The organism is Calditrichia bacterium (genome assembly GCA_020634975.1).
Lineage (GTDB): Bacteria > Calditrichota > Calditrichia > RBG-13-44-9 > J075 > JACKAQ01.
Genome location: JACKAQ010000007.1, coordinates 16,489 through 42,869 on the forward strand (window position 1 = coordinate 16,489; position 26,381 = coordinate 42,869).

Annotated in this window: 21 protein-coding genes and 1 pseudogene; 11 read left to right on the forward strand and 11 right to left on the reverse strand. The window is 47.2% G+C overall.

What is annotated here, in order from left to right; genetic code table 11:
* Positions 1-39: 39 nt before the first annotated feature.
* The 4 genes and pseudogenes from H6629_22920 (at position 40) to H6629_22935 (ending at position 2,652) form a co-directional block, all read left to right on the forward strand.
* Positions 40-1,281 carry a DUF819 family protein gene (locus H6629_22920; GenBank protein ID MCB9070639.1) on the forward strand — a complete coding sequence of 414 codons (1,242 nt, stop codon included), beginning with the start codon at positions 40-42 and terminating at the stop codon, positions 1,279-1,281.
* A 14-nt stretch (positions 1,282-1,295) separates the two neighbouring features.
* Complete coding sequence (locus tag H6629_22925; protein MCB9070640.1) at positions 1,296-1,727, forward strand: DUF393 domain-containing protein; 432 nt, start codon at positions 1,296-1,298, stop codon at positions 1,725-1,727.
* Between the two features lie 13 nt (positions 1,728-1,740).
* Positions 1,741-2,127, forward strand: a pseudogene (locus tag H6629_22930) (NUDIX hydrolase).
* Positions 2,125-2,652, forward strand: a complete 528-nt coding sequence (locus tag H6629_22935) for a GNAT family N-acetyltransferase (GenBank protein MCB9070641.1) — start codon at positions 2,125-2,127, stop codon at positions 2,650-2,652. Before H6629_22930 ends, H6629_22935 begins: the two are co-directional and overlap by 3 nt.
* Here the strand turns inward: H6629_22935 and rho are convergent, their stop codons facing one another.
* A complete protein-coding gene (gene rho, locus H6629_22940; GenBank protein ID MCB9070642.1) occupies positions 2,653-3,726 on the reverse strand; it encodes a transcription termination factor Rho in 1,074 nt (357 codons plus the stop codon). It lies immediately after the preceding gene.
* Positions 3,727-3,949: 223 nt separating this feature from the next.
* On the opposite strand from rho, the gene H6629_22945 reads away from it, so the two are divergent.
* The 3 genes from H6629_22945 (at position 3,950) to H6629_22955 (ending at position 6,921) form a co-directional block, all read left to right on the forward strand.
* A complete protein-coding gene (locus H6629_22945) occupies positions 3,950-4,816 on the forward strand; it encodes an LEA type 2 family protein (GenBank protein ID MCB9070643.1) in 867 nt (288 codons plus the stop codon).
* A gap of 65 nt (positions 4,817-4,881) precedes the next feature.
* Positions 4,882-5,586 (forward strand): methyltransferase domain-containing protein, encoded by a 705-nt coding sequence (locus tag H6629_22950; protein MCB9070644.1) that lies wholly within the window; start codon positions 4,882-4,884, stop codon positions 5,584-5,586.
* An 18-nt stretch (positions 5,587-5,604) separates the two neighbouring features.
* Entirely contained in the window at positions 5,605-6,921 is a 1,317-nt protein-coding gene (locus H6629_22955) for a hypothetical protein (protein ID MCB9070645.1), read from the forward strand.
* A gap of 51 nt (positions 6,922-6,972) precedes the next feature.
* Here the strand turns inward: H6629_22955 and H6629_22960 are convergent, their stop codons facing one another.
* From H6629_22960 to H6629_22995, 8 genes are all read right to left on the reverse strand, one after another.
* Positions 6,973-7,512, reverse strand: coding sequence for a DUF3347 domain-containing protein (locus H6629_22960; protein MCB9070646.1), 540 nt, complete (start codon positions 7,510-7,512; stop codon positions 6,973-6,975).
* A 137-nt stretch (positions 7,513-7,649) separates the two neighbouring features.
* A complete protein-coding gene (locus tag H6629_22965) occupies positions 7,650-11,537 on the reverse strand; it encodes an efflux RND transporter permease subunit (GenBank protein ID MCB9070647.1) in 3,888 nt (1,295 codons plus the stop codon).
* A 27-nt stretch (positions 11,538-11,564) separates the two neighbouring features.
* Positions 11,565-13,475, reverse strand: a complete 1,911-nt coding sequence (locus H6629_22970; protein ID MCB9070648.1) for an efflux RND transporter periplasmic adaptor subunit — start codon at positions 13,473-13,475, stop codon at positions 11,565-11,567.
* A 25-nt stretch (positions 13,476-13,500) separates the two neighbouring features.
* Positions 13,501-14,766, reverse strand: coding sequence for a TolC family protein (locus tag H6629_22975; GenBank protein MCB9070649.1), 1,266 nt, complete (start codon positions 14,764-14,766; stop codon positions 13,501-13,503).
* 112 nt (positions 14,767-14,878) lie between these two features.
* A complete protein-coding gene (locus tag H6629_22980) occupies positions 14,879-15,367 on the reverse strand; it encodes a hypothetical protein (protein ID MCB9070650.1) in 489 nt (162 codons plus the stop codon).
* An 89-nt stretch (positions 15,368-15,456) separates the two neighbouring features.
* Complete coding sequence (locus H6629_22985; protein MCB9070651.1) at positions 15,457-16,968, reverse strand: hypothetical protein; 1,512 nt, start codon at positions 16,966-16,968, stop codon at positions 15,457-15,459.
* Positions 16,940-17,647 (reverse strand): transglycosylase domain-containing protein, encoded by a 708-nt coding sequence (locus H6629_22990; protein MCB9070652.1) that lies wholly within the window; start codon positions 17,645-17,647, stop codon positions 16,940-16,942. The genes H6629_22985 and H6629_22990 overlap by 29 nt, the downstream gene beginning before the upstream one ends.
* 394 nt (positions 17,648-18,041) lie before the next feature.
* Positions 18,042-18,323, reverse strand: coding sequence for a hypothetical protein (locus H6629_22995; protein MCB9070653.1), 282 nt, complete (start codon positions 18,321-18,323; stop codon positions 18,042-18,044).
* A gap of 923 nt (positions 18,324-19,246) precedes the next feature.
* On the opposite strand from H6629_22995, the gene H6629_23000 reads away from it, so the two are divergent.
* A complete protein-coding gene (locus H6629_23000) occupies positions 19,247-19,762 on the forward strand; it encodes a M23 family metallopeptidase (protein MCB9070654.1) in 516 nt (171 codons plus the stop codon).
* 5 nt (positions 19,763-19,767) lie between these two features.
* Here the strand turns inward: H6629_23000 and H6629_23005 are convergent, their stop codons facing one another.
* Positions 19,768-20,478 carry a hypothetical protein gene (locus H6629_23005; protein MCB9070655.1) on the reverse strand — a complete coding sequence of 237 codons (711 nt, stop codon included), beginning with the start codon at positions 20,476-20,478 and terminating at the stop codon, positions 19,768-19,770.
* A gap of 425 nt (positions 20,479-20,903) precedes the next feature.
* On the opposite strand from H6629_23005, the gene guaB reads away from it, so the two are divergent.
* Genes guaB through mtgA form a run of 3 tightly spaced genes read left to right on the forward strand, consistent with a single transcriptional unit; the run spans position 20,904 to position 23,626 of the window.
* Entirely contained in the window at positions 20,904-22,370 is a 1,467-nt protein-coding gene (guaB, locus tag H6629_23010) for an IMP dehydrogenase (protein ID MCB9070656.1), read from the forward strand.
* 29 nt (positions 22,371-22,399) lie between these two features.
* Positions 22,400-22,804 carry a methylmalonyl-CoA epimerase gene (gene mce / locus H6629_23015; GenBank protein MCB9070657.1) on the forward strand — a complete coding sequence of 135 codons (405 nt, stop codon included), beginning with the start codon at positions 22,400-22,402 and terminating at the stop codon, positions 22,802-22,804.
* A gap of 57 nt (positions 22,805-22,861) precedes the next feature.
* Positions 22,862-23,626 carry a monofunctional biosynthetic peptidoglycan transglycosylase gene (gene mtgA, locus H6629_23020; protein MCB9070658.1) on the forward strand — a complete coding sequence of 255 codons (765 nt, stop codon included), beginning with the start codon at positions 22,862-22,864 and terminating at the stop codon, positions 23,624-23,626.
* A gap of 80 nt (positions 23,627-23,706) precedes the next feature.
* On the opposite strand, the gene glgP is transcribed toward mtgA, so the two are convergent.
* Positions 23,707-26,295 carry an alpha-glucan family phosphorylase gene (gene glgP / locus H6629_23025; protein MCB9070659.1) on the reverse strand — a complete coding sequence of 863 codons (2,589 nt, stop codon included), beginning with the start codon at positions 26,293-26,295 and terminating at the stop codon, positions 23,707-23,709.
* Positions 26,296-26,381: the final 86 nt, after the last annotated feature.

Below are 26,381 nucleotides of genomic sequence, written 5' to 3' on the forward strand. Positions count from 1 at the left end.
CTTTTTTATACAATCATCTGTTCAAAATGAGGAAAAATAATGACGCCATTATTTACAAATGACGCGGTTGTTCTGGGAATTTTGCTGGGGATTTTAGCCTTCGTATTTCAAACATCGCACAGCGAAAAACCGTTTTGGCAGAAATTTTATAAATATGTCCCATCATTGCTGTTGTGCTATTTTTTGCCATCGGTTTTCAATTCGCTGAATATTATTTCCGGTGAACAATCCAAATTGTATTTCGTGGCTTCGCGATATTTGCTGCCGGCCAGTTTGGTGCTGCTCACATTAAGCATCGATTTCAAAGGAATTGTCCGGCTGGGTCCCAAAGCAATTATCATGTTTTTTGCGGGAACTTTAGGCATTATCATCGGGGGACCAATTGCCATTTTAATTGTCTCCAGCTTTGCACCGGATATTGTTGGCGGTGTCGGAAATGATGCCGTTTGGCGTGGATTAACCACAATTGCCGGTAGCTGGATCGGCGGTGGCGCCAACCAAACCGCGATGAAAGAGGTGTTCGAAGTCAGCGATGCTATTTTTCCGGCGATGATCGCTGTGGATGTTATTGTGGCAAATATCTGGATGGCGTTTTTGCTTTATGGTGCCGGAATTACCGATCGAATCGACAGTAAATTAAAAGGCGACACCTCCGCGATTGTCGATTTGCGCAAGCGAATTGAAGATTATCGCTCCAGCATTGCCAAATTACCAACGTTGACGGACACCGTTTCGATTTGCGCAGTAGGTTTTGGTATTACAGCACTTGCGCATTTTGGTGCGGATATCATTTCCCCGTGGATTGAAAATAATGCACCCACTTTGAGCCGTTTTAGCCTCACATCATCATTTTTCTGGATTGTGGTGATTGCCACAACGGGAGGCTTGTTGCTTTCGTTTACGCCCGCCCGAAAACTTGAAGGCGCAGGTGCTTCGCGCATAGGAAGCTTGCTGTTGTATGTGCTGGTAGCCTCCATCGGGATGAAAATGAATGTGCTGTCCATTTTTGATAACCCCGGGCTTTTCCTCGTCGGGTTGATCTGGATGTTTATCCATGCATCGATTATGATTGGCGTTGCAAAAGCGATCCGCGCCCCGTTCTTTTTCCTGGCGGTTGGCAGCCAGGCAAATGTTGGCGGCGCAGCTTCCGCGCCGATTGTCGCATCGGCATTTAATCCGGCATTGGCGCCGGTTGGTGTTTTATTAGCAGTTTTGGGTTATGCGTTGGGCACTTATGGCGCATGGCTCTGCGGTATTTTGATGCAATCAGTCGCACCCTGAAACGAAAGTTGGCTATGGCAAAAGCACATCGAAATCTGGTTTTGTATGACGGTGTTTGCGGATTTTGCGACCGCACTGTTCAATTTTTGCTGAAAATAGACACGGCAAATGTGTTATCCTTCGCTGCGTTGCAGGGGGAAACCGCGGCGAACATTGCCAGCAACCACCATTTGAAATTGAATGCCGAAATGCCGGAAACCATCCTTTTTGTGGAAAATTTTCAAACGGCAGATGAAAATGTGTTTGAAAAATCCACCGCTGCGATTAAAATCCTATTTGCGATTGGTGGCAAATGGAAAGTTTTGGGAGGGTTGATGTCGATTGTGCCGAATGCTCTCCGCGACCGGATTTATGTCTGGTTTGCAACCCACCGCTACCAATGGTTTGGCAAATTTGACAGTTGCCAGTTACCCTCACCCGAAGTGCGGGAAAAATTTCTGGAATAAATGTGAGGCGTTTATGCGAACGGTTCCCGAATGGTTTTTTAAACAATCTGCTGTAATACCTTTTCGTATCCGAAACGGAAAATTTGAAGTATTGTTGATCACTTCCCGGAAGGGGAAAAAATGGATTATCCCCAAAGGCGTAATCGAACCCGATTTATCGCCCGGTGAATCCGCCAAAAAAGAGGCGTTGGAAGAAGCTGGCGTGGAAGGTCTGCTCAGCGAAAAACCGCTCGGAAAATATCGCTACAACAAATGGAGCGGCACCTGCAAAGTGAAAGTTTACAGTTTGCAGGTGAACAAAATCCACAAAAACTGGCTGGAAAAATCCTACCGCAAACGCGAGTGGGTTTCCCAAAAAGAAGCAGCAGAACGACTCGGAGAAAAAAAGCTGAAAAAGATGATTCTCGGGCTGAAACTGGATGCTATCCCAAAAAAAATCGAGGCGCCGGAATCGGTTGAATACCAACGCGAAAACCTGCTGGTGAGTTGCGACCCCACCCGTTTAAATTTTGATGTGATTCACGGATTTTTGAGCAATTCCTACTGGTCGCCGGGAATTCCGGTTGACGTTGTAAAACGAGCTGCCGCCAATTCACTCTGTTTTGGGATGTACGAAAACGGTAAACAAATCGGCTATGCTCGTGTAATTACTGATTTTACAGCATTTGCATATTTAGCCGATGTGTTTGTGCTGGCAACGCATCAGGGTAGGGGATTGGGCAAATGGCTGATGGAATGTATTATGGCGCATCCGCAGTTGCAAACCATCCGGCGATGGATGCTGGCAACCAGGGATGCCCATAATCTGTATCAACAATATGGATTTTCGTCGATCAATGAGCCGAAAATTTTGATGGAGAAGTTGAGCCCCGGCAAATACGTTGCTGCGGATCATCAGCCGCCCAAACCTCCGGAAAAAGAATAATCAGATCATATTTTTGAGCACGTATTCCAGTGCTTCGGCGGTCTTTAAGCCGGCAACTTTCCGGCGCAGAAAATTCACATCGTCCAACGTTTCCATATCGAGCAATTTGTGTTCTTTCCGTGTGCCGGATTCCCGGATGTTGATTGCCGGAAACAGTCGCCGTTCGGCGCATTCGCGCGCCAAAACCAGATCCATATTGCCGGTTCCCTTAAATTCCTGAAAAATTACCTCATCCATCCGGCTGCCGGTTTCCACTAAAATGGTTGCGACAATGGTCAACGAGCCGCCATTTTCAATATTCCGTGCGGCGCCAAAAAAACGGCGCGGAAATTCCAGCGCATTTGCAGCCAGTCCGCCGGTTAAGGTTTTTCCGCCGGAATCCGCATCTTTATTGAACGCGCGACCCATCCGGGTTAGCGAATCGATAATTACCAGCACATCGCCGCCGCTTTCGGCAATGCGAATGGCCGTGTTCATCGCCAAACTGGTGATGTGCAAATGTTTCTCCACATCCTGATCGGATGACGAATGAAATACCGTTGCGCCGGGCAAATCCCGTTGGAAATCGGTGACTTCCTCCGGACGCTCGTCGATCAACAGCGCGAACACATCCACATCTGCATGATTTTGCAGCACCGCTTTTGCGACGTGTTTCAGAATGGAGGTTTTTCCGGCTTTGGGGGGCGAAATGACCATTCCCCGCTGCCCTTTGCCGATCGGCGTGAATAAATCGATCATCCGTCCGGTGATATCATTTTCACTCATCTGCATTTTCAGCGGTTCTTCGGGATCGATAACGACGGATGTTTTGTACTCTTTTAATTTCTCGTATTTTTGAATCGTAAGTCCATTAATTTTAACGATTTCCTTCAACGGTTTCGATTGGTTGGGGTTGGGTGCTTTCCCTAATTTTCCCAAAACGTGATGACCATCTTTCAAATTAAATTCTTTGATTATTTTACCGGGAACAAAGATATCCGTTTTTTGCGGCTGGAAATTTTTTAGCGGATTGCGCAAAAAGCCATGTCCGCCATCCATAATTTCCAAAATACCATCAGTTGTGTTTGTGCTCATTCTAAAAGCCTATACATTTGTTTATGAATATTAAAATACGTGCGGCGTTTACGACGCCCAAAATACACTTTCATTCGATCAAAAAAAAACAAAAAAAATCAACCTTCGGCTATTTTTGATAAATATGGATAAAACTACAAGTTGTACAAAAAATTTGGTTGGTGAAACGTCGTTAATTTACTATACTTGCAACAATAAATTGAAAATGAATCAGGAGGAATGAATGGAAACCCGTTCGAAATGGTTAAAATCCTTATTGTTTATTGTTTTGGTTGGAGTGATTTCCGGTTGCAGCACATTAAGCCAGCTTGCCAAAATGCAAAAACCCGAAGCTCGGGTGCAAAATGTTCGCGTGACCGGATTGTCGTTTAACACAATCGATCTGATGTTTGATATTGATGTGCGAAATCCCAACACCGTCGGTATCAATTTGAACAGTTTCGATTACAACCTGAATATCAACGGAAATTCTTTTTTAAGCGGTGACAATCAGGACGGATTGGAAATTGCCGCCAATGGTCAAAAAACGGTGAATCTGCCGCTAACATTAAAATTTTCAGACATTTACAACACCTTTTCGGGTGTGCAAAAACAGGACAGCACCGGCTATGAGCTGAGCGCTGGTTTTGCATTTAACGTGCCGGTTTTGGGTGCCGTGCGCATTCCGGTCAGCAAGGCGGGCAGTATTCCTAACGTAAAATTGCCGAAAATCAGCGTTGGCGGATTGAAACTCAACAACCTCAGCCTTTCCGGTGCAGATCTGGAATTGAAACTCAACGTGGAAAATCCCAATGTTTTTGGACTCAACCTTTCCAAATTAAATTACAATTTCAACGTGAACGATAAAAACTGGGGCAGCGGTGTTGCCGATCAAATGATGAGCGTCAACGAAAAAGGCACCGGCGAGCTCAAAATCCCGTTCAAGTTAAATTTTATGGAAATGGGGATGACCCTTTACAACATGCTCAAAGGCGATGACCAGTTGAATTACAACCTGAAAGGCAATCTGGATTTTGGCACATCGTTGCCGCTGCTGAAAGGCACCACGTTGAACTTTGACAAAGACGGCAACATTCAAGTGCAACGCTAAACCGTTGATAATAAAATATTTAAAAACCTTAAAGCCCCGGTATTACGGGGCTTATTTTATATGATATGAATAATTTTGGATTACCGGAAGAATTGGGCTGGCGTTTCGACAGCCTTTACCAATGGCTCAGCCGCAAATATCCGATGACAGTTGAGCACATTGAAATCGGCGGGCACACCTTTCAAATAAATAAAATTACCGATCCGACAGCCGCTTTGGAAGAGGCAGTCGCAGCGAATTCGATGGACAGTTTTGCGACGCCCTATTGGGCGGAATTGTGGCCGTCGGCCATCGCGTTGAGCGAATTTGTTGCAGAAAATGCTATTCCCAACCACTCAACGGTGCTCGAATTGGGTTGCGGAATGGGTTTGGTCGGGATTGTTGCCGGGCACTTCGGCGCATCTGTGGTGTTAAACGATCGTGAGGACGATGCGTTGCGATTGGCTGAGTTGAATTATTTGATCAATTTATCGGTGGTGCCGGAAGTATTGCAATTCGATTGGATAGCGCCGGTTCAGCGCCAGTTTTCGCTGATTCTCGCGGCAGATGTGGTCTACGAGTTGGCAATCTATCAACCGTTATTGCATACGTTCCGGACGATGCTGGCGCCCGGCGGGGAAATTTGGCTGGCAGAACCGAATCGCCCGATCGCCAAAGATTTTTTTAAGGTGTTATCCGATAACAATTTTGTTTGGGAAATGATTCCAAAAAAAGTGACCCGGAACGGTCGCGAAACACGAATCTCCGTTTACATTATCCGCCGAAAATAACAACGGAGAAACGTAATTTTGATCAACACTAAATGGTTGACGACGCTAACGATTGTTCTGCTGAGCACGATTGCGCTACCGCAAACGCTGCCGTTTCATCGAGCGGAACGTATTGAAAATATTGATGTTCACTCCTTTGCCGGAACCATGTTGCTGAAACACGATGTTCCCGGCACTTTTCGCAAACTCCCCAAAAATCCAATTTTTCAGCCGGGCGGAATGGGCTGGGATTCGGAAGATGTTTCCGATCCGTTCATCCTGCAAAGTGGTGATTCGCTAATGCTCTTTTACTCCGGCAGCAGCCGCAGCGATGAACAATATCACATCGGTTATGCGGTTCGGGATGAAACAGGCTGGTTCTGGAAAAAGCGGGATAAGATTATTTCCGGCAGCGGCGGCGCGTGGGACGCATTTCACCAGCTTTCACCGATCGTTTTGCGCGAACCGGATCGCTGGTTGATGATTTATTCCGGCAACGACGAAGATAGCGAACTCGGTTACGAAACCGGTGTTGCGACATCAACCGATGGGAAAAACTGGCAATATTATGTAAAAAATCCGGTGTTGCCGAGCCAGCCTGGATTTTGGGATGCCTCCGGGCAAATTTACGGTGACATTGTTTTTCTGCCGGAAACCGGCGAATATCGGTTGTATTACACCGGATTTCAGGGGCCGTTTTCATCGATCGGACTGGCGACATCTTCCGACGGCATTAATTGGCAACACAGCGGTGAACAGCCGGTTTTCAGCCGATTGCCGGGTGTGATTGCACCGGATGTAATTTACAATGGCGAAACCTGGCAGATGTTTTTTGTGCAAGCCGTCATCGGCGAAAAGGGGATGGGCACCAAAATTTGTCGGGCAACATCGCCGGATGGCATCAAATGGGGCGAGCCGGAGGATATTTTGCAGCCCACCGATCGTTGGGAGAAAGGGAATTTGGTGCGTCCGCAACTGGTGTATATGGAAGGGCGGATGAGCCTGTATTATTGCGGCGGCAGCGGCAGATGGCAAATTGGCGCGGCAACTACCGTTCCGGTTTTTCGCGGCAGCGGAAGTTGGTTATCTAACGCAATTCCAAAAAATGCGACAATTTTTGAACTGGTTTACGAACAACCGTACGGAACGGAAATTTCAGTATTGCTGCAATCCGGCAACCGCGCGACGCCGCAGCCGCTTTCCATCGAAAACGCGCTTCCCACCGGACGAAGCCAGGTTTTTCGTGCCAAAATTCCGTTGCCGGAAACCGGCACATCAAACCGGAAAATCGAGTTGCGTTTCAGTACAACCGATCCCTCCAAATCGCCGGTTGTTTACGAAATGAGTGTTCGCTAAAAATTCCGGCGTTGGTGTGAGAAGCTTCCAAACACCAACGCCGAAGATCGATTAATTTCCTGCAAGCGTTTCGGTTACGCTGCCGCAATGCAGCATTTTATCCCCAAAATACGGATTCATAATCTGTTTTGAATTGCTCAGCCAGTCGCCGCCTGTATTATCGAACGCCATTGGACAATGTTGCACATATAACGTATTTCCGGAAGATCCGGCTGATTTTGCCACGCTGATCATCGCTTCGGAGAGCGGCAAAAACATTTCGCGCTGTTTGGCGAGATCGCTTTCTGCGGCAATTTTTCCGGCGAGTTCTTTTGCCGTTGCCATCGATTCATTCATTCCAGTGGCTTCGTCTGCCATCGCATCGATTTTTGCCGTCAGCGTTTTGGCTGCGTTTTGGGCGTTGGCGCTGTTGCTTTCGACCAGATCATCCTTCAATGCAAAATATGCCGTCAAAATACTGTTTAAACCGGTGTCAACTGCTGTTGCAATTTGCTCCGCTTTCGGTTGATTCGATTCAGCAGCAGGTTTGTCATTTGCGCCACATGCGGCGAGCAATACGATTAAGCTTAAAACAATCAGTAAGTTACGCATGGTAATTTCTCCATTTTTTGATAAGTAAATTTTTAATGTCACTGTCTCGTACCAGACTCCAGCCTGGAACGATAATTTTTTTATTTTGAGATTTTGACCGTTCAAAGCTGAACTTTGAACATGAGATTGTTTTTGAATCATGCTTCATCATCCCCGAATTTCAGCCAACCGCGTTCAGCCAATGAAAAGTAGAGCACCGGCACCACAAAAAGGGTGATTATCGCGATCAGCATTCCGCCAAATGTGGGAATTGCCATTGGCACCATAATGTCTGACCCGCGTCCGGTGGAGGTGAGTACCGGCAACAGTGCCAGAATGGTCGTCGCGGAAGTCATCAGTGCCGGGCGAACGCGTTTTTTGCCCGCTTCTACGGTTGCGGCGCGAATGTCTGTGATACTCTGCGGGTTATCGCGTCGGAAAGTTTGTGTGAGATACGTGGCGATCAGAACGCCGTCATCCGATGCGATACCGAACAATGCCAGAAATCCCACCCACACCGCCACACTTAAATTGATGGGCTCGATCTGAAACAGGTTCCGCAAATCTGCACCGAACAGCGAGAAATTCAGAAACCAGCTTTGTCCATACAGCCATAGCAAAATGAACCCGCCGGACCATGCGACAATAATGCCGGAAAAAACCAGCGCAGTGACCGGAACGGAACGGAATTGGAAATAAAGAATCAGAAAAATAATTACCAGCGCCAGCGGTAAAATGATTCGCAGCCGTGCTTCGGAGCGAACCTGATTTTCGTAAGTGCCTGCAAAGCTGTAACTTACGCCTGCAGGAATTTTCAACTCACCGGCAGCGGCTTTTTCCTGCAAAAATTGTTGAGCTTGCTGAACCACATCCACTTCGGCGAGTCCCGCTTTTTTGTCAAAAACAACGTATCCGGTCAGGAACGTATCCTCGCTTTTGATCATTTGGGGACCCCGGATGTAATGAATCTGCGCCAGTTGTGCCAACGGAATTTGCGCACCATCGGGCGCTGGCACCAGAATTCGCTCGAGATCGTCGATGTTCCCGCGGAGTTCGCGCAGGTATCGCACCCGGATCGGGTAGCGTTCGCGTCCCTCAACCGTCATCGTGATGGGCATGCCGCCCACCGCAACCATAATTACTTCCTGAACAGTTTGCAGCCGGATGCCGTATCGCGAAATAGCTTCGCGATCGATTTCGATTTCCAGATATGGTTTGCCGATGATGCGATCCGCCAAAACCGTCGCCGGTTCGATGGTCGGCAACTGTTTGAGCAACTGCTCCATTTGCAACCCGACCGCCTCAATGGTCTGCAAATCCGGCCCTTTTATTTTGATGCCCATCGGTGCGCGCATGCCGCTTTGCAGCATTACAATCCGGGCGGCGATCGGCTGTAATTTTGGTGCGGAAGTGCTGCCGGGAATTTGCCCGGATGCCACAATTTCATCCCAAATATCATCCGGGTTTTGGATGCCCGCCCACGCCTTTCGCCCCTCGTTCAGCGCCGGATCGAGTGCCGGACGCCAAATCCGGAACGGCTGTCCGCCGCTTTCCGGGATCAGGTTGCCGTTTGCATCCCGCAAAAATGCACCGCGCACAACATACGGCTCACCGTCCGGTGCTGGCACGGGTTCACCATTTTTAGAACGGAAAACATCCAGCGAATTCGCATCGAAACGAAACGTTCGCAGCCTTCCGTTTTCGTCGAGTAAAAATTGCGGGTGATAGTTGATCACCGTTTCAATCATCGAAACCGGTGCGGGATCGAGCGGTGTTTCCGCACGCCCGATTTTCCCGACGGTCGATTCAATTTCCGGCAAGGCCGTGAACGCCATGTCCTGTTTTTGCAATACATCCAACGCCTCGCCGATGGATGCATGCGGCATTGTCGTGGGCATGTAAAGGTATGAACCTTCGTCCAGCGCGGGCATAAATTCCTTTCCCAATCCCGGAAATGTGTGTGCAATAGCGGATACCGGACGCGATGAGCGGATTGCATTTGGCAGCCAGCCGAAGAAAAAATCGAAGCCGAGCCAAATCAATCCACCGGTGAAAATGATGCCGAAAATAAACGACAGAAATTTTCGGCGATGGTCAAGCACCGTGTTCAGCAGTCGTTCGTAATTGCGTTGAACAGCAACCATCACCAGCAAAACGGATGCGCCCATCAGCAAAATCAGCAACAAATTGACGAGAAAAGCACGATCGACACCGAGCGGCATCCAGATATCTGTGAGAATGAACGTAACCGCAGCGATGGCGATGTAATTGGCATATCGCTCCGAATTTTTGGTGATCGACAGCGGCAGTCGCGATTGAAAAATTTGATATAAACCAAATATAATCAACGCAATACCGAGCCAAATATTCAACAAGAGAACGATTGCCAGACCGGCCAAAACGGTCAAATAGCTGAGTGCGGTTTTCAGGTTTTTCCGGCGAATGTTCCCGGTGAACAGCAGTTGTGCGAAGGGTGGAATCAGCGTCAGCGCCACAAAAACAGAGGCAATCAGCGCGAACGTTTTGGTGTATGCCAGCGGTTTGAACAGCTTGCCTTCCGCAGCTTCCATTGTGAAAACGGGCAGAAAACTGACCACCGTTGTGGCAACCGCCGTAATAACCGCACTGCCGACCTCGCTGGATGCCCGGTAAATCACCGCCATTCGTGATTCTTCCGGTTTGGCGGCGTCGAGGTGTTTCAAAATATTTTCGGTGATAACAATACCCATATCAACCATCGTTCCGATCGCGATCGCGATGCCGGAAAGCGCCACAATGTTGGCATCCACGCCCGCGTATTTCATCGCGATAAAGGTCATCAGCACAGCCAGCGGCAGCAAACTGGCGATCAGCAGCGAGCTGCGCAGGTGCATCACCATCAAAATCACCACAATCGCAGTGACCAGAATTTGCTGCACCAATGCACTGTTCAGCGTGTCCAGCGTTTCGTAAATCAGTCCGGTGCGATCGTAAAACGGCACAACGGTCAATTGGCTGACGGTGCCGTCCGGCAGAATTTTTTTCGGCAAACCCGGCGCAATTTCGGCGATTTTGGCTTTTACATTTTTGATGGCTTGCAGCGGGTTATCGCCGTACCGAACCACCACCACACCGCCAACCGCTTCAGCACCGCCTTTGTCCAGCGCACCGCGCCGCAGCGCCGGACCCATCGCAACGTTAGCAACATTGCGGATGTAAACTGGCACATTATCGCGCGTTTTGATCACCGAATTTTCGATATCCTCTATTTTTTTGACAAAGCCGACACCGCGAATCACGTATTCCACCTGATTCATTTCGATGGTTCGAGCGCCCACATCGAGGTTGGACATTTTCACAGCGGCGAACACTTCCGCCAGCGAAACATCGTACGCCCGCATCGCGTCCGGATCGACATCGACCTGATATTCCTGTACAAATCCGCCAACCGAAGCAACCTCGCTCACGCCCTCGGCGGAGAGCAGGGAATAGCGCACATACCAATCCTGTGCGGATCGCAGCTCGTGCAAATCCCATCCGCCGGTGGGATTTCCCTGCGGATCGCGACCTTCCAGCGTGTACCAAAACACCTGTCCCAACGCGGTTGCATCGGGTCCGAGCGTCGGTTGCACACCTTCCGGCAGCAAGTTGGGCGGCAGGCTGTTGAGTTTTTCCAAAATCCGCGAGCGCGACCAGTAAAAATCGACATCTTCTTTGAAAATGACGTAAACGCTGGAAAATCCGAACATCGAAAAACTGCGCACGGTTTTCACGCCGGGAATGCCGAGCAACGCAGTGGTCATCGGATATGTGATCTGATCTTCGATATCCTGCGGGGAATGCCCGCTCCATTCCGTGAATACAATTTGCTGGTTTTCGCCGAGATCGGGAATGGCATCGACCGGAACAGGATTGCGCTGAACGCCGGGAATTTGCCAATCGAACGGCGCGACCAGCACGCCCCACGCAATGATGATCAGCGTAATCAACACCACGACCAGCTTGTTTTGCAGACAAAACAAAATCAACCGGTCGATGATGTTTTCAGGTTTTATTTTATTGGGCATTGTTCAATATTCTTTCGTAAACCGTTGTTATTTCAGAATTTCTGTTTGCTCGCCGCAACGATACATTCCCGAACCGAAATAGGGATTTTCAACACCTTCACGATTTTGCAGCCAAAATGCACCTTTGTCGTCGAACGCCATCGGGCAAAAAAAGCGGATGACCGGCTGATCAGTTTGCACCCCAAAAATCCGGAACGCGTCGGTCAGCGCATCGGAAAGCGGCTCGAACGCCGTTCGCGCAGCGGCGATATCTGCTGCCTCGGTTAAATTTCCTGCGCTGCGTTTCAACTGCTCGTGAAGTGCCATCCATTTTGCATGCGCGCTTTCGCTGCCGAGCAGCGTCATGTCTACTGTTTTAAGATTTTCAGCGAACGCGGTTGCCGCCGTTTTGGCATTGTTTGCCTCATCTTTGCTGAGCGCGGTATGAATCTCAAAATACGGATCAGCCAGATGTCCCAATTGTTTTTGGAAGGCATCCGGTGCGGTCATCTTTTCGGCTGAATGTCCCATCTCGCTGTGATCGTGGCTTTCCGGCATAGCCTTGCTTGTCATGCTCATCATGCTTGGGCGGGCTTTGATTTGCAAATCGCTATCGAGCTTAAATGCACCATTTACAACAACTTGGTCGCCTGCGTTCAACCCGGATTTCACAACAAAAAAATCACCGGCTCGCGGGCCAAGCTCAATTTCGCGTCCGTAAAATGTACCGATTTCGGTTGGATCTGCGAGATACACAACTGCCCGTTTTCCGGTGATCAGCGGCGCAGAAGCGGGAATTACCAGCGGTGCTTTGCTGGTATCCGTTGTGCTGACCAGCCCGAGCTCTTCGGCACGCACCAACTTCATTCCGCAGACGTCGCAGGTGCCGGGTTTGTTTTTGATGATCTCCGGATGCATCGGCGAAATCCATTTTCCGGCCAGATTTTTGTCCATCACCAAACCGCCGGATGCTAGCGTCGATTTGACCACAGCGCGGGCGAGCATGTCGGGTTTCAGCAACCCTTCGTCATTTTGCACATTCACGCGAACCTGAACCGTGCGGGTGCGCGGATTGAGCATCGGATCGATAAAAACGATCGTTCCCTCAAATATTTTTCCGGGAAAAGCTTCGGTTTCGAAATCAACATTTTGTCCGTAGCGAATCCATTGCAAATCGGATTCATACGCGGAAAGTTGCAGCCACACCTGCGAGAGATCGGCTATCGTGTAAATTTTGCTGCCAGTCTGGATATATTCGCCTTCGCGAACATGGCGATCGATGACGATGCCGCTCATCGGGGAATAAATGGTCAGCCGGTCTGATGGCTCAGCGGATTTTTTTAATTGAAGAATCTGGGCTTCGGTTAATCCGAGCAGCGCCAACTTGTCGTGCGCGGCTTTCCGGGTGCGTTCGTTCGGGTTGGAGCGCATCACGGTGAGAAATTCCTGCTGCGCAGAAATTAAATCAGGGCTGTACAGCTCCACCAAATGATCGTTGCGGGCAACTTTGATACCGACGTAATTCACAAAAAGCCGGTCGATTCTTCCGGGCAAATATGCGGAAATTGTGCGAACACGCGTTTCGTCGTAAGCGATTTTGCCATACATCCGCACCTCGCGATCCACAAACCGGTGCACCACCGGAACCGTTTGGATATTCGCCAATTGCTGCGAAACCGGCGACAGTTTCAACGATCGCGGATTACCATCGTCCACAGTTGCATTGGATACGGGAATTAAATCCATCCCGCAAATCGGGCATTGCCCGGGATTGGGTTGGCGAATTTGCGGATGCATCGAGCACGTCCATTCTGTGGCAGCGTCGCCCGATGCAGCTGAGTGATCGTGGGAATCCGCTGGCGAGCTGTTCAGCCAATAACCGGCGCCAAATGCTAGCACCAGCAAACCGAAAACCAACCAACGGAGGTCTGATACCCATAATTTTTTTATCGGATTCATTTTATTTCCTTTTCAAATTAGCGATTCAAAATCCGGTCAATTTTTCAAGTTCTGCGCGTTTTTGGGCACAGCGATTGCGACTGTCCGCCAATTCCAGTTCGAACTGGAGCAGCGTTCGTTGTGCGTCAATCCAATCCAGAAAATCCATTTTCCCGGTTTCAAATGCGGTTTGGGAAACTTCGAGCGCCTGCCGCGCTTTTGGAATCAGTTTGTTCTCATATAATCGTATTTTTCGATACGCATCTTTGTAACCAAATAATGTGACTTGCAATTCCGAAAGCAAAGAATTCCGGACATTTTCGATCGAAAAATCCGCTGCTTTTTTTCGCGTTTGGGCAGCAGCGACGGCGGCTTTGTTTTTGCCGAACCAAAGCGGCAGGCTCATCGAAACGCTGATCATCACCGGATCGGGCAGATTTACGCCGTTCATATTTCCCATTTGCTGATATTGGATGCCCAGCCCAAACGCCGGATAATTGCTTTTTTGAACCAGTTGTAACGCACTGCGGCTTTGTTCGGATGTCGCAGTCGCGATTTGCATCTCGGGATTTTTCTCGGATAGCGCAGCCGTAAGTGTTTCGAAATCGATCGCGATTGTGTCCAGCTCAATTTGCGGATCGACCGGCAAAACGGCATCCGCCGGACGATTAAGCAGATAATTCAGCCGGGCGTGTGTTACCGGCAATAATTGCTCGTAGCTTTTTTGCTCGTCGTTCAGCCGTTCCAATTCAACCTGAATTTTCAACAGTGTTGCGTAAGTATTTTCACCGGTTCGAAATTTGGCGAGGACAACCTCTTCCACATCCTGCATCAATTGAATATTGTTGCTGATTATCGCCAGTTTTTGGCGAATCAGTGCATATTCAAAATACGATGCTTTGATGCGAAAATGTAAATCGCGTTTGGTGCGTTCGTATCGTGCCAATTCGCGATTGGCTTCTGCGTCTGCAATTTTGCGTTGCTGGCGCAGCGTGCCAAACCAGGGAAATCCCTGATTTACTGTGAAACGGTTCTCCCGCGTTTCACCGAAATCTCTGAGAGATTGCGCCATGTAACCGTATGTAATTGTTGGATTTGGCAGCTTACCGGAACTGTTCGCCTGTTGCGTTGCAGCTTGCCATTTTGCCCAATCCGATTGTAGGCCGGGATTTTGTGATTCCGCAAACTTAATCAGCGCTGCGAGGTTACTGGCTTCGGATAAGCTTGCTTTTCCGGCTGTAATTGGGTCGTCGGGCTGTGCAAATCCGGCAATTGTTGCCGCTAAAATGCAGCCCAAAATGATCATTCGCATAACCACTCCGTCAGAAAAAAAAGTTCACATGCGGTTCTGTTTTCAATAAAAAAAACAGCCACAGCATTAGATTAATGCAATTTTATAGAATGAAAATTGGAGAGAGGAGATGCTAAATCAAAAATGCACAATGTTGGGTAAATAGGGGAGGAGCGTGGGAATTTATGGGGATTGCAAAACTGTGTGTCAGTTTTTTGGGGACAAAATTTGCCGCGGTTGCATCTATGGGCAAAAATTTAACAATCGACAACGATACATTTTGAGAGTTACCGGTTTGTTCAACCTTCATTAATTGGGCTGACAACAAACGCACCTGACATTTCGTGGTGCAGTTTTTTAACAAATTTGGGTTGCTATCCAATGTGGATTCTTGTTGTCCGGTTGTTTTTTTGGCTGAATCGCAACATTCTTTGCCGGAATTCATCTGCTCTTCAGGCATTTTATGGCAGCTTTCGGCGGCTGCAACGTTGTTTTCGTGGTTACATGCTTTATGATTGGTCAATAAACAGCAGCAAAACGCCATCGAGCTGAAAGCAATTACCCATGTTAAAAAATAAGTTAACATCAGGATTTTCAGTGTTTTAGTGCGATAAAAATTCATCGATTTCCGTTTTGCATTTTGTTTCGTTCGCTAAAAAGATCGTCATAAAACCCAAATTAGTCAACGGTAATTTTGAAATCCTGTTCCGACTACTGCCGAATTGTGACAAAAAATTTCCGTAAATCACTGAATCCGGTTTCATCGATAATTTCCAGTTCATTCCACCCTTGACGGCATTCCAACGGTTTTTCGTGGCGATTTTCGGTGGTGCCGAGGAAGCGGTCATTCAAATACCAAAAAATTTTATGGCGGTTGTCACGATGCGCAGCCCGGGCAGTCACTTTTTGCAGAACGCTGCCAAAATCGCGGGGAACCCAAAGTCGGGCGTTTTCCTGTGGATACAAAATTTCGATTGGTGAATTTCCGGCAATTGCATTGCAATCGGGATTGTGAACCGGCGAATTGCCAACCATTTGCCCCCTCCCGCGAACATATTGAACCACATCCGGTGGAAAAATCAGCATTTGTCGGGCTTGATATTCGGTAGTTTTCCAACAGCGTGAGCAAACTTCGTATCCGGTTTTATCAGAAATAAATATTTTTCGATGGAAGCTGCAAATTTTCAATGGTTTAGCGTGACGCGGTGCCGATGCGAAAATGGGATTCGGGCAGTTTTGGGAGGCGAGAAATCCGGTTTCGCGACAAATTTCAACATCTTGCAAATCGATGTCCTGTGCTGCAAACCAGGTTAATTTCGGATTTTTGGGGAGCGAATTGAAAATGTCGAACAGCAGCGGTCCGGCACTTTTCGAACCGGCAAGATTGGCATTTCCTTCACCGGAAAAATTGCCGACCCAAACCGCTATCGTCCATTCGGGACTGACCCCCACCGCCCAGGCATCGCGCTGTCCGTAGCTGGTGCCGGTTTTCCACGCCAACGGAAACTGATTTTGGAATAATTCCCAATAAAATTCTGCACCCGGACGTTTCAAATCTCGCAAAATTTCCAGCGTCAAAAAGCTGGCGCCGGGACTGATTGTCGCTGATACCCGCTGTTGAGATTCTGCGCCATTTTTCTGCAAAACGGTCAGTGGTGAGAAATTGCCGCCGTTTCCCAAACCGCGAAATAGCGTCGCCGCATCCCACGGCGTCACTTCTGCGCCGCCGATGATTAACGGCAAACCGTAATCATCCGCATTGCGAAATAATGTCCCAACCCCTGCCTGTTGCAGAAATCGATAAAACGGATAAAGTCCGTAGCTATTGAGCAATCGCACTGCCGGTACATTGAGCGAGCGAATCAGCGCCTGGCGTGCGGGAACAATGCCATCGTATTGTTGGCTGGCGTTTTGCGGAGAAAATGCGCCGTAAAATGTTGGCACATCGTGCAGCACCGTTTGCGGGAGAATGAGCCCGTCGTCCATCGCGAGTGCGTATAAAAACGGTTTCAGAATTGAACCGGATGAACGCGCTGCGCGAATGCCGTCAACCTGTCCTTGCGACCCTGCATCAAAAAAATCCTGAGAACCGACGTAAGCACGAACGTTTCCTGTTTGTGTTTCCACAACCAACGCAACGCCGTTGCGAATGCCCTGCGGATTTATGAATGAAATATGCTCCGCCAACAATCGCTCAGTTTCCGATTGGATTTTGGGGAACAATGGTGGTTTTTAGCAATCCGCCATTTTCTCCGTAACGTGTTTTCAACCATTGACTTAAGTGTGGTGCCTGCCATGGAAACGGGTGAGAGGATTCCGGCGTAGGCTCGAGAATGGACAGCGCTAGCGCTTCGTCGGAAATAATTCCGGCATCCTTCATCCTGCGCAACAGTTTGTTGCGTTTTTCCCGTAGTTTATCCGGTGCCGCATCCGGAGAAATAAGTCCTGGCGCATTGGGCAAAACGGCGATAGTCGCGGCTTCGCCCCAGGTTAGTGCATCGGGTAATTTGCCAAAATAACGCAAAGATGCAGCCTGGTAGCCAATAATATTTCCGCCGTATGGCGCGTGATTCAAATACAGTTGCAGAATTTCTTCCTTCGAATAGCGTATTTCCATTTTCAACGCTTGAAGGATTTCCAGCATTTTGTGTGCATAATTGCGTGATTTTGGATTAAATAATCGGGCAACCTGCATCGTAATTGTGCTGGCACCACTGACGCGTTTTTCTGAATTGACATTTTGCCAAAACGCGCGCACCACCGCTCCGGGATTTACTCCCGGGTGATAATAAAAATACTGATCCTCAAAAAAAAGGACGGTCGTTTTTAGCTTATCCGGAATTTTCAGATCAGGATTTGGAGGGAGGCACCACTGCTCATCTTGATTGAGAAAGACACGCAAAATCGGGAATTGTCGTGTGCTATCGGTTGACGGATCACCTAAAATAACGGTGCTGTAATCATTTGGAAATAAAGGAGTTGGCAGGGGAATTAACCAATACAACAAAAGTGTTGAAACAGCAATACCGAGCAAAATATATCGACAGCGGTAATTGGGTAATTGATCAACACGCAAAAATGTCACTACGTTTTCCCTGTTTCTGTTTCAAATTTACAAAACCAATAATAATTGTTTCCGTGTTCAAAAACAATTACTGGTAATGGAATTATTACCAGAAAAGAAGAAAAACATATTTTTTGTGAAAAGAATCTGCTGTAAAGAGGAATACCTGATTCTCAGGTATTTTCAGGATTGGGAGAATCCCTGTGTTGCAAAAGTGATTACAAACTATGAATTATGCTTCGTAAGGGCGCGTACGAACAATTCGCCACACAAATCCGAAAAAAGCGGTTACGACGCCAACAACAGCCCAAAGGGAATCACCGCTGATTTGGATATCAACTAACGGGTTCGCATAATACCCGCCGGCGCTGTTTGCGCTTTGGGCGGCGTTTTGCAGCGTTGCAATTGCTCCGGGATCTGCGAGTAAAGAACCCTGAACATAAATGATGCCTAACAAAAGCAATGTTAAGACATACAAAATAAGTACAACTTTTCTCATATCTCTATTACGCATAGGTCGCCTCCAATGAATCTACCATTTCGGATGAGTACAAAAAATTTGTTATGAATTCACTCCCTTGAAGACGCAGTAATTGAAGAAGCAGCAGTTTCAGCCAGTAAAATAAAGAAGCAGAAGTATTAATCAATTCCTGTCCATCGCTCGGGGTGAAGATACCAAAAAAATTAAACGTGTGCAATAGTTTCACACAAAAAAAATAAAAAATATTTTCTTGTTGTTGTGACATCTGTCACTGCGAAAATTTAAAACCCTGTTTTGTGTTCGGCGTTTTTTGTTGCTAACTCCCTATTAATCAGTTAATAACCGGTTAATCTTTCAATGTGAAAATGCATCGTATGTTGCCAGCAGCTGCATTTTATTTTTTGTTGGATATTTTCTTTTGAAATATTATGCTTCGAAGCCAATAATCGATTTATTGAATACTGTTGTGTTGTGCAGCGCAGGACAATTACCCAAAATAACGGATTGGATGATTGATGTACCGACTGTTTTTGTTGCTTGCCAAAGATCTTTTAGTTCCCGCCGGATTGTATTTTTGGCAATCCCGTGGAAAATACACAAAAATTGTTGATGCCATTTTGATGTCGCTGTTAAGCGGCGTTTATACCATTTTTGTTTACGAAACTGCTGATTGGGCAATTTATGGATATTACTGGCGATATTTGCTCCCGATTTTTTGGTTGACAGCTACCATTTCTCAAGTTATAAGTATTCGGAAAAAGAACCATCCGGAGCCGGGTATTGTTGCAAAAAATCGATTACGATTCGGGAGATTCTTTATTAGCGCTATTTCTTTTTTATTCGCTGTTTTTGCCATCTGGGCTGTTTCAGGAAATTTTCATTCCGGTACATCGGTTTCTCTCGCTTTCCCGTTAAAAAACGGCCAATATTACATTCTAGAAGGCGGTGATTCGCCATTGATTAACACAACACATCATGCACTTCCACCGGTTCCGCAAAAATATGCATTAGATATCATTGCAATCGGCGAATTTGGCAAACGCTCCGTTGGTTTTTTTCCGGAATCGCCGGATGAATATTATGTATTCGGAAAATCCGTTTTTAGCCCGATCGATGGTATCGTAACTGCAGTTGTTGATCAATATGTCGATTCCCTTTCCGCGGGACCAAAAATGGATGAAAATGAAGCTTATGGTAACCGTATCATCATTCAAAATGATTCGCTCGAAATTATGCTGGCGCAACTAAAGCAGGGAAGCATTTCCGTTAGATTGGGTGATACGATCTTTTCAGGACAGCAAATTGCCGCAGTAGGTTGTAGTGGTGATGTCAGCGAGCCGCATTTGCACATTCAGGCAACTATCCCTGCAACCGATGCGCGTGTTCGTCAATATTGGGATCGATCCGGTATCCCAATGCAGTTTAACGGGCGTTTTTTGGTGAAAAACGACATTTTTGAAGCATCAAATTAAGCCGGTTATTTAATCCCTAATTGTTTTTCCAACGCCAAAATTTTTCCTTTTGTTTCCTGATCTCCCGGTAAAATCGAATTTACAATTTTATAATTGCTTAACGCCGTACGATACCGGCGTTGACGCGCGGCATCTTCGGCTTTTTCTGTGTAAAACGCAACAATTCGAGCCTGCAAAGCCAATGCTTCTGAATTTGCGGGATCTAACCGGAGTATTTCTGAGGTGTATAAAACAGCATTGTCCGATTCAGGCAATGAATACCGTTTGCGTTCAAATGCAATATTTGCGCTTTCGAGTAGCGCCGTAATTCGGGGTGTAAGTGATTGTTTTTCCTGAGATTTAATATTCGTGTGGATTTGATTGATACGTTCTCGGGCAATTGGGCTGAGCGGTGATTCCGGAAAATCCACAATAAATTTTTGGTATGCGATCATCGCCTGGGCATAATTGCCGCTGTTATACACTTTTTCCGCAGCGGAGAAAAAATCGCTATCGTTTCCGGTGGTGGTTTTTCCAGTAAAAATAAACGCAAATGCGGCAGCAACCAGCAAAACAATGCTGCTGATGCCCAACATTAAACCGGTTTTACGAACCGGTTTTTTAACTGTTGTTTCACCGGAGTTGATTTCGGGGTTGGTTTGATATCTGGAATAAAATCCGGTCGGATGATCACCGGAATTTTCCGCGCCACCGGGATTTTCCGTATTGGGTCGCACCTTGATATTTGGTTCACCGGCCTGTCGTAACGGTGTTTGGAAAATCGGCGCATGTTGTGTTCTGGTAGCAGAAGGAGATGGTTGTAAAAGATGTAAGCATTTGCGGCAAATGGTATGTTCTGAGCTGTTTTGCGTCCCGCATTTTGGGCAAACCATCCGTAACCTCCTGAGCTTTGTTGTTGATGGCTGTCGACAACGATTTAAACGATCAGTAAATATTATTCAACTTCGATTGCAAATTTAGCACAAAATCCAAAGTTTTGTGTGTTATAACGCAAAAAAATACAAATGCGTTTTAACGCAACAAACATCGCATGTAATATGACCGGATTCTGCCAAAGTAGCCCGAACTATTTTGAAAATAATGTTGTGCTATCCGCTTCACTTATTAAATTGTGCAGCAAACAAAGACCCAGGAGAAGGGCATGACAAAAGTTGTGTATGAAGGACTGACATTTGATGATGTGTTGCTCCAGCCGGCGCATTCCCAAATTTTGCCGAAGGACGCGGATTTAAGCACTCGTCTGACAAATAGAATCCGGTTGAATTCGCCGTTGCTTTCTGCGGCGATGGACACTGTGACAGAATCTGCGATGGCCATTGCAATTGCCCGCGAAGGCGGCATCGGCATCATTCATAAAAATATGTCACTGGAAGCACAAGCGACCCAAATCGATCTGGTAAAACGCTCAGAAAGCGGGATGATTATCGATCCGATTACGCTGACTGCCGATCGCCCGATTCGCGCTGCGTTGGAAGTAATGGGAAAATACCATATTTCCGGCATCCCGATTGTCCAGGGAAAACGGTTGGTCGGTATCATCACCAATCGCGATTTGCGTTTCGAACAAAATATTGATCAACCGATTGACAACCTGATGACCAAAGAAAATCTGGTTACCGCACCTGTTGGCACAACGCTCGAACAAGCCAAAGCCATCCTCCAAAAGCACCGCATCGAAAAATTATTGGTTGTCAACGAAGCCGGTGAATTGAAAGGCTTGCTCACTGTAAAAGATATTCAGAAAAAACAAGATTATCCGGCAGCCTGCAAAGACAATTTTGGCAGATTGCGGGTTGGCGCTGCGACCGGCGTTGGCGAAGATGGGTTGGTTCGTGCTGCAAAATTGATTGAGCGCGGTGTTGATGTTATCGTCATCGACACAGCACACGGACATTCCCAAAAGGTTATCGATTCAGTTGCGAGTTTCAAAAAACAATATGGCGATGTCGCGTTAATTGCAGGAAATATAGCAACTTACGAAGCGGCAAAAGCTTTAATCGATGCCGGTGTAGATGCCGTAAAAGTAGGCATCGGACCCGGTTCCATTTGCACAACCCGAATTGTTACCGGCGTTGGCGTGCCGCAAATTTCTGCAATCATGGAAGTGCACAAAGCCACCAGCCAAGCCGGCATCCCGTTGATCGCCGATGGCGGCATCAAACACACCGGCGATATTGTGAAAGCACTTGCCGCCGGCGCTGATACGGTGATGATCGGCAGCCTTTTCGCGGGATCCGAAGAAAGCCCCAGCGAATCCATTTTACTGGATGGGCGACGCTACAAACAGGTGCGCGGCATGGGCTCTTTGGGCGCCATGCAGCAAGGCAGCCGCGACCGTTATTTCCAGGGTGAAGTTACCGAAGCGGATAAACTCGTTCCTGAAGGAATTGAAGGACGAGTACCATATAGCGGACATGTCGGCGACATTATTTTCCAAATGCTCGGCGGACTGCGCTCCGCAATGGGATACACCGGATGCCAAACGATTGCGGAGTTGCAGCAAAAATCCCGCTTTATCAAAATTACAGGTGCCGGGATGCGCGAAAGTCATCCGCACAATGTTGAAATTACCAAAGAATCGCCAAACTACAAATTGCGCAGTTCTTGATTTCTGAATAAACCGATCGAGGCTAAATAATGCAATATGAAAAAATAGACCATGTTGGCGTTGCGGTTCACTCGCTCGATTCTGTAAAAAAAATGTATAAAGATGTGCTCGGTTTAACACCCGTTTTTGAAGAAGAAGTGCCCGAGCAAAAAGTAAAAGTTGTCGGTTTCAAAGTTGGGCAATCGAATATTGAGTATCTCGAGCCGACATCGCCGGATTCCCCGATTGCCAAATTTTTGGAAAAAAGGGGAGAGGGCATGCACCATCTCTGCGTAGGCGTCGCCGATATTCACGCGGTTTTGGCAAATATGAAAGCCAACGGCATGCAATTAATCGATGAACAACCCAAAACCGGTGCCGAAGGAAAACAGATTGCTTTTGTGCATCCCAAAAGCATGAACGGCATTTTGCTGGAGCTTTCTCAGGAAAAATAACCTGTTGTTTATTTTGAACTTAATGGCGGGATACTTTCGGTATCCCGTTTTGTTTTTATGAAAAGATTTATCAAAATAGTGTTGATCACAATCGCAATATTGATCGGTTGCTTTGCGGTGTTTGCGGGCTACATTTGGCTCAGCATTCCCGATGTTGCATATCTCAAAAAAGAAAATCCCACAACAACATCGCTAATGGAATTTCGCAAAGCGGAAGCTGAAGCTGCCGGCAAAAAATATGCTGTCAAACAACAATGGCAGCCATATCGGCAGATTCCCGAAATATTTGTCCGAACGGTAACGCTCAGCGAGGACGCCGGATTTTGGGGACATGAAGGCGTAGATTGGGAGGAATTGGAAAAAGCGCTCGATGAAAGCTGGAAATCCGGCAAGCCGTTTCGCGGGGCGAGCACTATCACCCAACAAACGGCAAAAAATTTGTTTCTCACACCGGAACGATCGTATATCCGTAAGATACGCGAATATTTTATCGCCAAAAAACTTGAGGAAAACCTTTCCAAATCACGGATTATTGAAATATACCTCAATATAATTGAATTTGGCGACGGCGTTTTCGGTGTCGAAAAAGCATCCCAAAAATATTTTGGGAAAAGCATTTCCGAACTGGCATTAGATGAAATGGTTCGACTCGTCGCGATAATTCCCAATCCCATTCGCATGAATCCAACCAAATCCGGACGGGAATTGCGCTGGCGTTCGCGCGTTATTTTGAACCGGTTGCGCACCTACGATGATATTTCCGAGGAAGAATATTTGTTCAATAAAGATGTGTTGAATACATTTTTCGGGGGCGGATTTTAGCGATTTCGACCAAAAATGTGTCAATAAAAAAGCCCGCTTTCGTTTCCAAAAGCGGGCTTTTTTTATTTTTCGAAATGTGATTATCCGTGAAATTGCGGTTGTTCGAGCCAGCGAATCAATCCCAGTTCCACCGGATTTGGCATCGATTTGTTGAATGGCAGCACGCGGATCGTAAAGCGATAATTACCGCTGTTCGATGGCGTTATCGCAGCTTCGTAAACGTATGCACCGTCTTCGAGCTGCTTTTTGCGATTCATATCCACCAGTTCAAATTCGTCGTTGTGTAGTGCGTCTGTGCGCTCTTTGAAGAGATAAACCTGAACTTTAACATCCGCAGGATCGATTTCACCGATTTTGATTTTCGCACGAATTTTCAGCGGATCGTTGTATTGCAGAACAATTTCTTCGTTCAAATTCATATCTGTCAGTTCAACGTGAACATTCATCCATTGTTGCTGCATTTTTTCGCACCATGCGGCGTATTCTTTGGCAAGCTGATAGCTATCCTGGCTGTATTTTTCACCCTGCCGGATCGCCGGTTGATACAGTTGGTTCACATAATCTTTCACCATCCGGTGGGTGTTGAAATTTGGCATCACGCTGGCGATCGAGTGTTTCATCATTTTGATCCAATCGGTTGGCAAGCCATCCGCGCCGCGTTTGTAATACAGCGGGGCGAGATCATTTTCCATGATATCGTAAATGGCTTCACTGTCCCAATTATCCAATTCTTCCAAACTACGGTAATCCTCGCGATCGCCAAAAGCAAAACCGTTTTTGCCGTTATAGCCTTCGACCCACCAGCCATCGAGAACGGAGAAGTTGATTCCACCGTTCAACCCGACTTTCTGTCCGCTGGTACCGGATGCTTCCTGCGGACGGCGCGGGTTGTTTAACCATACGTCAACACCCGAAATCAGGTCGCGGGCAACGCTCATATCATAATTTTCCACAAAGAAAACCCTGCCGCGAAAACCTTCTTCCGCTGCTAATGTGCTCACAAAACGAATCAATTCCTGACCACCCATATCTTTCGGGTGAGCCTTTCCGGAGAACACCAGTTGAACCGGTCGTTCCGGATTGTTGAGGATGCGTTTGAGGCGCTCTTTATCGCGGAAAATGAGCATCGCGCGTTTGTATGTTGCAAATCGGCGTGCAAATCCGATGGTGAGAATGTTCGGGTCGAGCATGTCCTCCAACCGGTGGAGATGCAATGTACCTACTTTGTTGCGCAAATTTTGTGAGCGGATACGTTCGCGAACATGGTTGAGCATGATTTGTTTGACACTGTTTTTGGCATCCCACAATTCCTGATCAGGAATACCGAAAACGCCGCGCCAATATACCGGCTCATCCACATGCTCGTGCCAATCCGGGCTCAAATGTTTTTCGTACAACTTGCGCATTGCGTAAACTGTCCAGGTGCTGGCGTGCACACCGTTAGTAATGTGCCCGATGGGGATTTCATCCACCGGAATGCCGGACCACACATCTTTCCACAAATCCCGCGAAACGCTGCCATGAAGCTTACTCACACCATTGCGGAATTTGGAGAGTTTCAGAGAAAGCACGGTCAGGTTGAAAATCTCGTAACCTTCCGGCTGCACTTGCGAGCCCAATTCCATAAATTGATAACGGCGAATGCCAACGGATTCCCAGTACCGCTGGAAAAATTTTTCAACAAAATGGAGCGGAAATGCGTCGTTTCCGGCGGGAACCGGCGTGTGTGTGGTAAAAATTGTATTGCTGGCAACAGCTTCCAAAGCCTGGTAAAAAGACATTTTTTTCTCTTTCACCAACTGACGAATGCGCTCGAGTGCCAGAAAAACGGAGTGCCCTTCGTTCATGTGCCAGGCTTGCGGTTCGATGCCCATCGCGCGGAGCGCGCGAACACCGCCCATGCCTAATAAAATTTCCTGTGAAATGCGCATTTCTTCATCGCCGCCATATAAACGGGCGGTAATCATGCGATCTTCCGGCGGGTTTTCGGGTAAATTTGCATCCAGCAAATATGCCGGAATGCGCCCGATTTGAGCTCGCCAAATGGCAAATTTAACATCGCGCAGACCCAACGGGACAGTAACAATCAAATCCGAACCGTTTTCTTTGGTTACCTTGTGCAGCGGCAAATCGTTGCCGTTGTGCGGAATGTAAAGCGCAATCTGATTGCCATGTGCGTCAATCTGCTGGGTAAAATAAGTTTGGTGATAAAACAAGCTCACGCCAACCAGCGGCAATCCCAAATCGCTGGCAGATTTCAAGTGATCGCCGGCCAAAACGCCAAGTCCGCCGGAATAAATGGGTAACGATTCGTGAAAGCCGAATTCAGCGGAAAAATAGGCAATTACTTTATTGCGATCTTTTGGAAAGGTTTGTTTATACCAGGTATTTTCTTCAGAAATGTATTCGTCAAATTCGCGAACCACTCGTTTATACATCGACAAATATTCCGGATCATTCACACAGCGGTCCAAATCGCGCTGTTGAACTTCCCGCAAAAATTTTATAGGGTTGTGGTTGGTTTTTGTCCAAAGCGCCGGATTAATCTGGCGAAAAAGCTGGCGCGCTTCCGGTGTCCATGCAAACGACAAATTCTTTGCCAGTTCTTCCAGCCGTTTTATCTCGGATGGCAATTCTGGGATAACTTTAATAGACCCAACATACTGCATTTGGTGATCTCCTTAATCTAAACACGATATGATTTTTATTCAAAAAAACAGGCAGTTATTTGATTGGACCGTCCAATTATAACACA